A 12695-nucleotide genomic window follows, 5' to 3' on the forward strand; every position below is an offset into this window, starting at 1 on the left:
AGGATGTGAATAGATTGACCAACATCGGAGGAGGCACCGCCATGTCAGGACCCCGCCCCGTACGGGCTGCGCGAGGCACCGAGCTCAGCACCCTGGGATGGCAGCAGGAGGCCGCCCTGCGGATGCTCCAGAACAACCTGGACCCCGAGGTCGCCGAGCACCCCGACAAGCTCGTCGTCTACGGCGGCACCGGCAAGGCCGCGCGCGACTGGCGCTCCTTCGACGCGATGGTCCGCACCCTGCAGACCCTCAAGCAGGACGAGACGATGCTCGTCCAGTCCGGCCGCCCGGTCGGCGTGATGCAGACCCACGAGTGGGCGCCGCGCGTCCTGCTCGCCAACTCGAACCTGGTGGGCGACTGGGCCAACTGGGAGGAGTTCCGGCGCCTGGAGCAGCTGGGCCTGACCATGTACGGGCAGATGACCGCCGGTTCGTGGATCTACATCGGCACCCAGGGCATCCTCCAGGGCACGTACGAGACCTTCGCCGCGGTCGCGGCGAAGAAGTTCAACGGCACCCTCGCGGGCACCATCACCCTGACCGCCGGCCTCGGCGGCATGGGCGGCGCCCAGCCGCTCGCCGTGACGATGAACGACGGCGTCGCGATCTGCATCGACGTCGACCCGCGCGCCATCGAGCGCCGCATCGAGCACCGCTACCTGGACGTGAAGGCCGACGACCTGCGGCACGCGCTCCAGCTGGCCGTCGAGGCGCGCGACGCCCGCAAGCCGCTGTCCATCGGCCTGCTGGGCAACGCGGCCGAGCTCCTCCCGCAGATGCTCGCGGAGGGTGCCCCGATCGACATCGTGACCGACCAGACCTCGGCGCACGACCCGCTGTCGTACCTGCCCGTGGGCGTCGACTTCGACGACATGGCGGCGTACGCGGCCAAGGACCCGGCGGGCTTCACCACGCGGGCCCGCGAGTCGATGGCGAAGCACGTCGAGGCCATGGTCGGCTTCATGGACGCCGGCGCCGAGGTCTTCGACTACGGCAACTCCATCCGTGGCGAGGCCCAGCTGGCCGGCTACGACCGCGCGTTCGCCTTCCCCGGCTTCGTCCCGGCCTACATCCGCCCGCTGTTCTGCGAGGGCAAGGGCCCCTTCCGCTGGGCGGCGCTGTCCGGCGAGGCCTCCGACATCGCGAAGACCGACAAGGCGATGCTGGAGCTCTTCCCGGAGAACGAGTCCCTGCACCGCTGGATCAAGATGGCCGGCGAGCGGGTCCACTTCCAGGGCCTGCCCGCGCGCATCTGCTGGCTCGGCTACGGCGAGCGCGACAAGGCCGGCGAGCGCTTCAACGACATGGTCGCCTCCGGCGAGCTGGCCGCCCCGCTGGCCATCGGCCGCGACCACCTCGACTGCGGCTCGGTGGCCTCCCCGTACCGCGAGACCGAGGCCATGCTCGACGGCTCCGACGCCATCGCGGACTGGCCGCTGCTCAACGCCATGGTCAACGTCGCCTCCGGCGCCTCGTGGGTCTCCATCCACCACGGCGGCGGCGTCGGCATGGGCCGCTCGATCCACGCGGGCCAGGTCACGGTCGCCGACGGCACCCCGCTCGCGGGCGAGAAGATCCGCCGGGTCCTGACCAACGACCCCGGCATGGGCGTCATCCGCCACGTCGACGCCGGCTACGACATCGCCGAGTCCGTGGCGGCCGAGCGCGGCGTCCGCGTCCCCATGCAGGAGCACTCCGCGTGAGCGACTTCCCCGACCCCGGGGCCACTGCCCAGGCCACCCCGTCCGGCCCGGGCACGGCCCCGAACGACGGCGAGGCGGCGGGGCGGGGAGGAACCGGCTTCCACGAGATGTGGAACGACCTGGCCCCCATCGGCCGCCACGCGGAGTCCGGCGGCTACCGCCGCTTCGCCTGGACCGGTGCCGACGTCGACTGCCGGACCTGGTTCCAGGCGCAGGCGCAGGCCCGCGGCCTGACGTACGAGACCGACCGCAACGGCAACCAGTGGGCCTGGCTCGGCGACCCGCTCGCCGGGGACGCCGTCGTCACGGGTTCCCACCTGGACTCCGTCCCCGACGGCGGTGCCTTCGACGGCCCCCTCGGGGTGGTGTCCTCCTTCGCGGCTCTGGACGAACTCCGCAGGAGGGGCGCGGAGTTCTCCAGGCCCCTGGCCATCACCAACTTCGGTGACGAGGAAGGGGCCCGGTTCGGCCTCGCCTGCGTCGGCTCCCGGCTCGCCGCCGGGCAGCTGACCAAGGAGAGGGCGTACGAGCTCCGCGACGCCGACGGGATCAGCCTGCCCCAGGCCATGGAGGCCGCCGGGTACGACCCCGACGCCATCGGGGCGGACCCCGAACGCCTCGCCCGCATCGGCGCCTTCATCGAACTCCACGTGGAACAGGGCCGGGCGCTGGACCTGTCCGGCGACGCCGTCGGCATCGCGTCCGCGATCTGGCCGCACGGCCGCTGGCGGTTCGACTTCCACGGCGAGGCCAACCACGCCGGCACCACCCGTCTCGTGGACCGCCGCGACCCCATGCTCACCTACGCGGCGACCGTCCTGGCCGCCCGCAGCGAAGCGGCCCTCGCGGGCGCCGTCGCCACCTTCGGGAAGATCGCCGTCGAGCCCAACGGGGTCAACGCCATCCCGTCCCTCGTCCGCGGATGGCTCGACTCCCGTGCCGCGGACCAGGCCACCCTCGACACGGTGGTCACCGCGATCGAGAAGGCCGCCCGCGAGCACGCCGACCGGGACGGCATCGACCTCGCCGTGGTCCGGGAGTCCTTCACCCCGGTCATCGAGTTCGAGCACGCCCTGCGCGACGAGCTGAACCGGATCCTCGGCGGCTCGGTCCCCGTCCTCGGCACCGGCGCGGGACACGACGCCGGAATCCTCTCCGCGGCCGTCCCGACCGCGATGCTGTTCGTACGCAATCCCACCGGCGTCTCCCACTCCCCGCGGGAGTTCGCCCCCGAGGACGACTGCGTGGCCGGCGTTCTCGCCCTCGCCGACGTACTGGAAGGCCTCGCATGTCGTTGAAGGCGAACGTGCTGAAGACGTACTGGCTGGAGCACGCCTGGCTCGGCACCTCCGTCGAGCCGGGCGTCGCCCTGGAGGCGGGCGCCGACGGGCGGATCGCCGCCCTGCGGACCGGGGTCCCGACCCCGCCCCCCGGGGCCGAGGTCCTGCGCGGCCTGACCGTCCCCGGTCTGGCCAATGCCCACAGCCACGCCTTCCACCGGGCGCTGCGCTCCCTGGTGCAGGTGGGTTCCGGGACCTTCTGGACCTGGCGGGAGTTCATGTACCAGGTCGCCCAGAACCTCACTCCCGACTCGTACTTCGCGCTCGCCCGCGCCGTCTACGCGGAGATGGCGCTGGCCGGCATCACCGACGTCGGCGAGTTCCACTACGTCCACCACGCCCCCGGTGGCGTCCCGTACGCCGACCCGAACGCCATGGGCGAGGCCCTGATCGAGGCCGCCGCCGCGGCGGGCATCCGCATCACCCTCCTCGACACGGCCTACCTGTCCTCCGGCTTCGGCGAGGCTCCCAACCCGCACCAGCTGCGCTTCTCCGACGGCACGGCCGAGGCCTGGGCCGAGCGCGCATCGGCCCTCAAGCCCCGCGAGCACGCCCTGATCGGGGCGGCGATCCACTCCGTGCGTGCCGTACCGGCCGGCCAGCTGGCCACCGTCGCCCGCTGGGCCGAGGAACGACAGGCTCCCCTGCACGTTCACCTCTCCGAGCAGACCGCGGAGAACGAGGCCTGCCGGGCCGCCCACGGCCGCACCCCGACCCAACTCCTGGCCGACCACGGAGTCCTCGGGCCGCGCACCACCGGCGTCCACAACACGCACCTCACCGACGCGGACATCGCGCTCCTCGGTGCCACCACCACCGGCACCTGCATGTGCCCGACCACCGAACGCGACCTCGCCGACGGCATCGGCCCGGCCGGCCGGCTCCAGCACGCGGGTAGCCCGCTCTCCCTCGGCAGCGACAGCCACGCCGTGATCGACCTGCTGGAAGAGGCGCGCGCGATGGAGCTCAACGAGCGCCTGAGCAGCCGCACCCGGGGTCACTGGACGGCGAACGCGCTGTTGACCGCGGCCACCGCCGACGGCCATGCGGCACTGGGCCGGCCCGACGCGGGACGCCTGGAGGCGGGCGCGCTCGCGGACTTCACCACGATCGCCCTCGACTCGGTCAGGACCGCGGGCCCGCCGCCCCGACTGGGCGCCGAGACGGCCGTGTTCGCCGCCTCCGCGGCCGACGTGCGCCACACGGTCGTGGGCGGTCGCCACATCGTCCGCGACGGGGCGCACACCCTGGTCCCGGACGTGCCCGCAGCTCTGGCCGAGTCCATCGCGGCCGTCCGGGGCTGAGTACCCGTCGGGGTGCGCCCACCCGGCCCGCCCACCCGCCCTCAGGGGGCGGAACGGCGGGCGCACCCCGACCGTCGGCCCGCACCAGGACGCCCGCCCTCCACGAAGAGGAACCATGACCACCACCCTCATCACGCACATCGGTAGCCTCGTCACCAACGACCCCGCCCTGGGCGAGGGGCCCCTCGGCCTGGTCCAGGACGCCGCCGTGGTCATCGACGGGGACCGGGTCGCCTGGGTCGGCCGGGCGGCCGACGCCCCGGCCGCCGACACGGTGTTCGACGCGCAGGGCCGGGCCGTCATCCCCGGCTTCGTCGACTCCCACTCGCACCTGGTCTTCGCCGGCGACCGCACCGCCGAGTTCAACGCCCGCATGTCCGGCCGCAGCTACTCGGCCGGTGGTATCCGCACGACCGTCGCCGCCACCCGCGCCGCCACCGACGCCGAACTGGAAGCCAACCTGCTGCGCCACCTCGACGAGGCCCGCCGGCAGGGCACCACCACCTTCGAGACCAAGTCCGGCTACGGCCTGACGGTCGAGGACGAGGCCCGCGCCCTGCGCATCGCCGCCGCGCACACCGAGGAGGTCACCTACCTCGGCGCGCACATCGTCTCCCCGGACTACGCCGAGGACCCGGCCGGGTACGTCGACCTCGTCACCGGCGAGATGCTGGCGGCTTGCGCCCCGTACGCGCGCTGGGTGGACGTCTTCTGCGAGAAGGGCGCCTTCGACGGCGACCAGGCGCGGACGATCCTCACGGCGGGCGCCGCCGCGGGCCTGATTCCGCGCGTCCACGCCAACCAGCTCTCCCACGGCCCGGGCGTGCAGCTCGCCGTCGAGCTGGGGGCCGCCTCCGCGGACCACTGCACCCACCTCACCGACGCCGACGTCGACGCCCTGGCGCAGGCCGCGGGCACGACCGTCGCGACGCTGCTCCCCGGCGCCGAGTTCTCCACCCGCGCCCAGTGGCCCGACGCCCGTCGGCTGCTCGATGCGGGCGTCACCGTCGCACTGTCCACCGACTGCAACCCAGGTTCCTCGTACACGAGTTCCATGCCGTTCTGCATCGCGCTCGCTGTCCGGGACATGGGCATGACCCCCGACGAGGCACTCTGGTCGGCCACCGCCGGCGGGGCCCGCGCCCTGCGCCGCAGCGACGTCGGGGTCGTCACCCCCGGGGCCCGCGCCGACCTGGCCCTGCTGGAGGCTCCGAGCCACGTGCACCTCGCCTACCGGCCGGGCGTGCCGCTGGTTTCGGCGGTCTGGCAGAGGGGTGTGCGCGCCGCCTGATCCCGCATGCCCTTTGTCTTCCCTCCGCAAGGCACCGGGCGTACCTTGAGCCACCAATCTGATGTGTCGTCAGTAACTTGTGGCCCGAGGGGAAGACGAAGGTGTCCGACCGGAAACGCTCCACCGCGCTCGCGCTGGCCGCCGCGCTGGCCGGAACGGCGGTCCTCCTGGCCGCCCCCGTAGCTCACGCCGATGTCGTCGACGTCGCCTACGACTGCAAGACCCCCATCGGGGACAAGTCGGCGGTCTCCCCGATCGACATCAAGGCCGTCAAGGAGGGCGACGGCTACAAGCTGACGATGTCCTTCCAGAAGGGCGTCTCATCCAGCCCCATCGAGCTGGGCAGGGGCGCGATGAGCCCCGGCGCGGTCATCGTGGTCGACGGCGCGGAGAAGGCGTCGGTCCCGGTCTCCGGCCCGCCCAACCCGGAGGCCGTACCCGCCAACACCCCCATCAAGATCACCGATCTCTCGGGCACCTACACCCCGAAGAAGAGCGGCAAGGTCACCTTCACCGCCGGCGTGCTCACCATCAAGGCGATGGGGACCACCACCACCTGCACCCCCGGCAACAACCCCAAGCCCGCCCTGGAGCTGGAGGTGACGGCCGCCGCCGGCAGCCAGGAGGCCGCCCCCCGGTCCGAGGCCGCCGCGGGAGACACCCTCCCGCAGACCGGACCCACCGACTCCGCCCTCGCCCTCGGCACCCTCGGCGGCACCGTGCTGCTGACCGGCGCCGCCGGTGTGCTCTGGCTGACCCGGCGCGGCCAGCGGGCCCGGTCCTGAACGGAGCACCCCCGGCCATGCCCGTGCTCCACACCCCCACATCCCCCACGTCCCCCACGCCCCTCGTATTCCTGAGGCGCCTGTGCGTCCCGCTGCTCGCCGCTACCGCGCTGTACGCGGCCCCCGGCGCCGCCGCCGCGGACGAACCCGGCTGGACCGCCGAGCCCGCCTCCTCCGCCGCCGCGGGCACCGGCGCCCGCCCGTACTTCTACCTCGCGGGCACCGCCGGCACCGTGCTGGAGGACCGGCTGACCCTGTCCAACACCTCCGACCGGGAGCGCACCGTCACCCTGCGCGGGGCCGACGCCCACAACACGGCCGACGGCGCCTTCGCCGTGCGCCCCGCCGCGCCCGCGGCCGGAAGCGGCCGGCAGGGCGCGGTGCCCGGTGCCGGTTCCTGGATCAGCTTCGGGGCCGCCTCCACCGTGCGGATCCCGCCCCGCACCCGCGCGGTGGTGCCCTTCACCGTCAGCGTGCCGCCCGCGTCCCTCCCCGGCGACCATCCGGCCGCCGTGGTCGCCACCGAGGGCGGTCGCGAGGTGGGGGTACGGGTCCAGCTGCGGGTCAGCGGCCCGACGCTGGCCGCGCTCACGGTCGAGGACGTCTCGATACGCGGTAGGGGCGCCCGCGCGGTGGTCGCGTACACCCTGGTCAACCGGGGGAACGTGGCGCTCGCCCCCGAGCTGGCGATCCGTGCCGAGGGCCTCTTCGGCGAGGTTCCGGGACGGGCCCCCCGCGCCCTGCCGGTGGAACTCCTGCCCGGCCAGCGGGTCCGGCTGGCCGAACCCTGGCCCGGCGCCCCCGTCCTCGACCAGGTCGAGCTCACCCTCACGGTCAAGGCACCCGGCGCGCCTCCGGCCACCGCCACCGCTTCGGCCCTGCTGGTGCCCGGGGGGACCGCCGCCCGGGCGGGCGTCGGGCTGCTCGGCCTCGGCCTGGTCACCCTGGCCGGGCTGTTCCTCGTACGCAGCCGGCGGACCCGGCACGAGGCGCCCGCGTGCGAGGAGCCCGTACCCGCAGGCAGCCGGGCACCGGATCACGAGTTGACGGGAGCACCCAGGTGAGCGGCGAGGTCGGCACCACGGTCGGCGGCAAGGCCTGGTCCCGTGTCGCGGCACGGCTGGCCGGGGGCGCGCTGGTCCTGCTCCTGGCCCTGTTCCCGGCGCTCGCGGCAGGCTCCCCGGCCGGCGCCGCCGAGGCCGGGCCCGCCGTGGCCCTCTCACTCCAAGAGGCCGCGAAGGGCACCGAGATCACCGTCACCGGCACCGGCTGGCGCGCCAAGACCCTGGTGATGCTGCTGGTCTGCGGGCAGAACATGATCGGTGGCACCAACAGCTGCGCCAACGCCGACGGAGCCGCGGTCTCGGCCGGTGACGACGGGCGCTTCGCCGCCCAACTGGCCGTGGTGGCACCGCCCAAGCCGTGCCCCTGCGTCGTGAACGTCACCTCCGTCAACGGGGACCAGGCCACGGTCGCCGTTCCCCTGAAGATCACCGATCACCCGGTGGCCGAGCTGCCGGCAGAGTCCGGGGCGGCCCGCCTGGCCGTGCTCACCGGGGTCCGGTTGGTGGGTGAGGACGGGGTGCTGACCTGGTTCGGAGCCCCACCCACCCGGACCTTCACGGTCACCGTCGGCAACCTCGGCTCCGCCCCCGTCAAGGACCCGGTCTTCCAACTGGGCACGGCCCACGGGGTGTTCGCACCGCAGTGGGACGAGGCCCGGTGGAAGGGCACCATCCCGCCGGGCGGCAAGGCCGAGGTCCGCCTCGACGTCAGCCTCTCGGCGGGGGCCCACGGGGACTACACGGTCTCCCTCAAGTACGGCGACACCGTCGTGGCGACGCAGCCCTGGGGCGTGGACCGTCCGTACGGGGTCCTGCTGTTCTGGGGCCTGCTCCTGCTGGTGATCCCGGCCGCGGTGTTCCGCATCGGCATGGCCGTCGTCGACAAGGTCCGGCCGCACCCCGCGCCGGCCGGCGGCCGGCACCGGGGAGCGCGGGCCCCGGAGCCGGCGGGGGCCGCGCCGGGCCCGGCAGCCGACGGGGCCGAGTCGGCGGCGGGATCGCAGGGGGCGCCGGCGTCCCCCCAGACCACCACGGCGGTCCTGCCGCGGTCCACCCCGGACATTGCGCCGGGGCCGAGAGCACCACACGTACCACAGGCGTCCGCACCGTCTGAGAACAGTCCGACGACGAAGGGACATTCGTGAAGACCCAACGGAGGGTGAGTGCGGCCACGGTCGCACTGCTGTTCGGCGGCGCGGGCATCCTGCTGGCGGCGAGCCCCGCCCAGGCGGCCGACGTCTCGTACAAGGTGGAGTGCATCCCGCCGGCGGGCGGTGGCGGGCCGGTCCAGGGCACGACCACCGTCTCGATCACCGCGCCCGCCACCGCCAAGGTCGGCGACGAGGTCGAGGTGGTCTGGAAGACCGTCAAACCGGCCTCGAACAACACCGACCTCATGGACCTGGGCAAGGACACCGTCAAGCCCACCGGCTTCGTGAAGCTCGGTGGAGCGCTCGGTGCGGAGGTGAAGTTGGAGGGCGAGCGCAAGAACCCGCCCATCCCGAAGAAGGCCCCCATGGTCATGTCCGACATGAAGGGCAAGATCAAGCTGACCAAGGCCGGGGACGTCACGATCACGCCGGGCAAGTACGACGTGGACTTCAGCGGCTTCGTCACGCACTGCTCGCCGAAGGAGACGGTCGGGGTCGGGGCCACCATCAAGGTCACCGAGGGCGGGGGTGCGAGCGGCGGCGCGACCACCGGCGGTACCACGACCGGCGGTACCACCACCGGTGGTTCGGCGAGCGGCGGTTCCACCAGCGGTGGTTCGACGAGTGGTGGTTCGGCGAGCGGTGGTTCCACCACCGGGGGCGGTGGCGGCCAGACCGACTTCCCGGGCAAGCCCGTCGAGGTCGCCTTCGACTGCGGCCCGGTCGTCCCCGGGGGCATCAAGACCCCGGTCACGATCAGCGCCAAGAAGAACGGCGGCAGCTACGACCTGACCGTCAAGACCGCCAAGGGCGCGATGGCCAGCCCGATGGCCCTGCCGGCGGGGGCCCTCAAGCCCTCGATGGACGTCAAGCTCGGCGGCGCCGACAGCGGCACGGTCAAGGTCTCCGGCCCGGCGAACGCGGAGCCGATCCCGGACAAGGCGCCGGTCAGCCTCAACGACATGACCGGCACCTACAAGCCCGGCAAGACCGGCAAGGTCACGCTCAGCCCGGACCAGCTGACGATCGACGTCACGATGGCCCCCGGGTCCACGCCCATCAACGTGCCGTGCAAGGCGACCAGCAGCGGCGTCTCGCTGGAGCTGGACACCACCGCCCAGGCCGGGGGCTCGGGCTCCCCGGGCACCACCGGCTCCACCACCGGCTCCTCCACCAGCTCGGGCAACCTCGCCGAGACGGGCGCCGAGGACGGGGGCGGCATCAAGGCCCTCGCCCTGGTCGCGGGCACGGTGGTCCTGCTCGGCGGCGCGGTCTTCACCTTCACGCCGTGGCGCCGCCTGCGCGGCACCCGGTAACCCGTACGACGCGGCGGCCCGGTACACCTCCGAGGTGTACCGGGCCGCCGCGCGAGCGAGGGGTGCGTCAGTGCACGCCACCCATGAGGGGCTGGACCTTCTTGCGGTACATGTAGATCGCGATGCCGGCGAGGACGGCGAGCACACCCTGGGTGGCGAACCAGCCCTGGGTGTCCGTCGGGGCGCCGAGCAGCTGGAGCAGCGCGATGGTCGAGTCACCGGCGGTGACCGCGAGGAAGAAGACACCCATCATCTGGGAGGCGTACTTCTGCGGCGCCAGCTTGGTGGTCAGCGACAGGCCGACGGGGGAGAGGGTGAGCTCGCCGACGGTCTGGATGAAGTAGACGCCGACCAGCCACATCGGGCTGACCTTCGTGTCACCGCCGGCCAGGCCCTGGGCGACCATCATGACGCCGAAGGAGGCGCCGATCATGACGAGTGCGAAGGAGAACTTCGCGAGGGTGGTCGGCTCCTTGGAGCGGCGGGCGAGGGCCACCCACAGCCAGGCGAAGACCGGCGCGAGCGCCATCACGAACAGCGGGTTCAGCGACTGGAACCAGCTCTCCGGGAACGCGAAGCCGAACAGCGTGCTGTCCGTGCTGTCCTTCGCGAACAGGGCCAGCGTGGAGCCGGTCTGGTCGTAGATCGCCCAGAAGATCGCGGCGGCGGCGAAGAACCAGACGTACGCCGACATACGGGACCGCTCGACCACCGAGAGGTCCTTGTCGCGCTTGATCCGCAGGATCGCCCAGGCCGGGAGGATGAGACCGGCGATGGTCAGCGGCCACAGGGCGTAGTTGATCGTGAAGATGCCGGCCAGGCCGATGATCGCGTAGGCGCCGGCGGCGACACCCAGCCAGATCAGGCCCTTCTTCACGACCGAGGACTTCTCCTCGGCGCTCAGCGGGCTCGGGACCTGGTTCGAGACCGGGTTCAGGTGGCGGAAACCGATGAAGTAGAACAGCAGACCCAGGGCCATGCCGACACCGGCCATGGCGAAGCCGATGTGCCAGTTGACCTCCTGGCCGACCCAGCCGATGGTCAGCGGGGCGACGAAGGCACCGAGGTTGATGCCCATGTAGAAGATCGTGAAGCCACCGTCGCGGCGCGGGTCGTTCTCGTCCCGGTACAGCTGGCCGACCATCGTGGAGATGTTGGCCTTCAGCACACCGGAACCGGCCGCAATGAGCGCCAGGCCGATGAAGAACGAGACGGTTGCCGGCACCGCCAGCAGGAAGTGGCCCGTCATGATGACAACACCCGCGACGGCCACGGCCTTGCGGGCACCCCATACGCGGTCGCCCAGCCAGCCGCCCGGGAGGGCGAGCAGGTAGACCATCGCGTTGTAGACGGAGTAGATCGCGACCGCAGTCGCGTCGTTCATCCCGAGACCACCGTCGGCCACGTTCGTGGCCAGGTAGAGCACGAGCAGCGCGCGCATGCCGTAGAAGCTGTAGCGCTCCCACATCTCGGTCATGAAGAGGAAGGCCAGGCCGGTGGGGTGGCCGAGGAAGGTCTTTTCGCCGGTATCGGCGGAGTCCTTCGTCAGGCTGGGAGCCATCGTCGATCCTTGCTTGCTCGGGACGCTTCGCTTCGTGAGCGGAACAGCGCCCGGGTGGGGGGTGGCCGGCACCGGAGGCGTACGTCCCACCCCACGCCCAGGGGTCTGCCCCGTCCGGTGAGGAAGGGGCGGGGGAACGTCCGCAACCGGGATCCACGCCCCGTCACGCATCCTTCGCGCGCGGGGCCCGGCCCACAGGTCATTCACTGTCCTCACGTCCGAACAGGTCAGTCCGTCAAGACTGCCTGGACCGGCCGGGACAGAAGGAGAGACCTTTGGCACGCTTTTCGGCACAAAGGTCTTAGAGGTAATGCATAAGGCGTCTCGCCACCATACGACACGACACTGCGGCATATGAACGGACTTGAGACATGGATCACAGGCGAGTTGGGAACCGTTTGGTCACATTCCATGGCGCCCCCTAGACATAAGACCAGATCGGCAAGGGTGTGCCGGCACGCCCCTGCGCATCGCCGCCGCGGACTACCATCACCCACATGACGCGTGTACTGCTCGCCGAGGACGACGCATCCATCTCGGAACCCCTGGCCCGCGCCCTGCGCCGGGAGGGGTACGAGGTCGAGGTCCGGGAGGACGGCCCCACCGCCCTGGACGCGGGACTTCAGGGCGGCGTCGACCTCGTCGTCCTGGATCTGGGCCTGCCGGGCATGGACGGCCTCGAAGTCGCCCGCCGGCTGCGCGCCGAGGGCCACGGCTTCCCGATCCTGGTGCTCACCGCCCGTGCGGACGAGGTCGACACCGTCGTCGGTCTGGACGCGGGCGCCGACGACTACGTGACCAAGCCCTTCCGCCTCGCCGAGCTGCTGGCCCGGGTCCGGGCCCTGCTGCGGCGCGGTGCGAACGAGGCCACCCAGGCCCCCGCCACGCACGGGGTGCGGATCGACGTCGAGTCGCACCGCGCCTGGATGGGCGAGGAGGAGCTCCAGCTCACGGCCAAGGAGTTCGACCTGCTGCGGGTCCTCGTCCGTGACGCCGGCCGGGTCGTCACCCGCGACCAGCTGATGCGCGAGGTGTGGGACACCACCTGGTGGTCCTCCACCAAGACCCTCGACATGCACATCTCCTGGCTGCGCAAGAAGCTCGGTGACGACGCCGCGAACCCCCGCTACATCGCCACCGTCCGCGGCGTCGGCTTCCGCTTCGAGAAGAGCTGAGCGGC

The 12695-nt window shown here is 72.4% G+C and carries 10 protein-coding genes; 9 read left to right on the plus strand and 1 reads right to left on the minus strand.

Features of this window, described 5'->3' with window-relative positions:
* Positions 1-41: 41 nt before the first annotated feature.
* From hutU to ABZZ20_RS32740, 8 genes are all read left to right on the plus strand, one after another.
* Positions 42-1703, plus strand: a complete 1662-nt coding sequence (hutU, locus tag ABZZ20_RS32705; RefSeq protein ID WP_356875931.1) for a urocanate hydratase — start codon at positions 42-44, stop codon at positions 1701-1703.
* A gap of 107 nt (positions 1704-1810) precedes the next feature.
* Positions 1811-3001, plus strand: coding sequence for an allantoate amidohydrolase (locus ABZZ20_RS32710; protein ID WP_356875971.1), 1191 nt, complete (start codon positions 1811-1813; stop codon positions 2999-3001).
* Positions 2992-4347: a formimidoylglutamate deiminase gene (locus ABZZ20_RS32715; protein WP_356875933.1), complete on the plus strand. Its 1356-nt coding sequence runs from the start codon at positions 2992-2994 to the stop codon at positions 4345-4347. Before ABZZ20_RS32710 ends, ABZZ20_RS32715 begins: the two co-directional genes overlap by 10 nt.
* A 115-nt stretch (positions 4348-4462) precedes the next feature.
* Positions 4463-5638: an imidazolonepropionase gene (gene hutI, locus ABZZ20_RS32720; RefSeq protein ID WP_356875935.1), complete on the plus strand. Its 1176-nt coding sequence runs from the start codon at positions 4463-4465 to the stop codon at positions 5636-5638.
* Positions 5639-5739: 101 nt separating this feature from the next.
* Entirely contained in the window at positions 5740-6423 is a 684-nt protein-coding gene (locus ABZZ20_RS32725; RefSeq protein ID WP_356875937.1) for an LPXTG cell wall anchor domain-containing protein, read from the plus strand.
* 17 nt (positions 6424-6440) lie between these two features.
* Positions 6441-7487: a hypothetical protein gene (locus ABZZ20_RS32730; RefSeq protein ID WP_356875939.1), complete on the plus strand. Its 1047-nt coding sequence runs from the start codon at positions 6441-6443 to the stop codon at positions 7485-7487.
* A gap of 56 nt (positions 7488-7543) precedes the next feature.
* Positions 7544-8632: a neocarzinostatin apoprotein domain-containing protein gene (locus ABZZ20_RS32735; RefSeq protein ID WP_356875973.1), complete on the plus strand. Its 1089-nt coding sequence runs from the start codon at positions 7544-7546 to the stop codon at positions 8630-8632.
* Positions 8629-9954: a hypothetical protein gene (locus tag ABZZ20_RS32740; RefSeq protein ID WP_356875941.1), complete on the plus strand. Its 1326-nt coding sequence runs from the start codon at positions 8629-8631 to the stop codon at positions 9952-9954. The genes ABZZ20_RS32735 and ABZZ20_RS32740 overlap by 4 nt, the downstream gene beginning before the upstream one ends.
* 67 nt (positions 9955-10021) lie before the next feature.
* On the opposite strand, the gene ABZZ20_RS32745 is transcribed toward ABZZ20_RS32740, so the two are convergent.
* Positions 10022-11515 (minus strand): oligopeptide:H+ symporter, encoded by a 1494-nt coding sequence (locus tag ABZZ20_RS32745; protein ID WP_356875943.1) that lies wholly within the window; start codon positions 11513-11515, stop codon positions 10022-10024.
* 497 nt (positions 11516-12012) lie between these two features.
* Here ABZZ20_RS32745 and ABZZ20_RS32750 point away from each other — a divergent pair, with 497 nt between their 5' ends.
* Positions 12013-12690 carry a response regulator transcription factor gene (locus ABZZ20_RS32750; RefSeq protein ID WP_099891841.1) on the plus strand — a complete coding sequence of 226 codons (678 nt, stop codon included), beginning with the start codon at positions 12013-12015 and terminating at the stop codon, positions 12688-12690.
* Positions 12691-12695 lie beyond the last annotated feature (5 nt).

This window comes from Streptomyces sp. NPDC006430 (assembly GCF_040612395.1).
Lineage (GTDB): Bacteria > Actinomycetota > Actinomycetes > Streptomycetales > Streptomycetaceae > Streptomyces.

What these genes read in the sequence shown, in the direction of transcription:
- ABZZ20_RS32750 (WP_099891841.1), top strand. Translation starts at nt 12,013, where the DNA reads ATGACGCGTGTACTGCTCGCCGAGGACGACGCATCCATCTCGGAACCC.
- hutI (WP_356875935.1), top strand. Translation starts at nt 4,463, where the DNA reads ATGACCACCACCCTCATCACGCACATCGGTAGCCTCGTCACCAACGAC.
- ABZZ20_RS32745 (WP_356875943.1), bottom strand. Translation starts at nt 11,515, where the DNA reads ATGGCTCCCAGCCTGACGAAGGACTCCGCCGATACCGGCGAAAAGACC.
- ABZZ20_RS32710 (WP_356875971.1), top strand. Translation starts at nt 1,811, where the DNA reads ATGTGGAACGACCTGGCCCCCATCGGCCGCCACGCGGAGTCCGGCGGC.
- ABZZ20_RS32730 (WP_356875939.1), top strand. Translation starts at nt 6,441, where the DNA reads ATGCCCGTGCTCCACACCCCCACATCCCCCACGTCCCCCACGCCCCTC.
- ABZZ20_RS32715 (WP_356875933.1), top strand. Translation starts at nt 2,992, where the DNA reads ATGTCGTTGAAGGCGAACGTGCTGAAGACGTACTGGCTGGAGCACGCC.
- hutU (WP_356875931.1), top strand. Translation starts at nt 42, where the DNA reads ATGTCAGGACCCCGCCCCGTACGGGCTGCGCGAGGCACCGAGCTCAGC.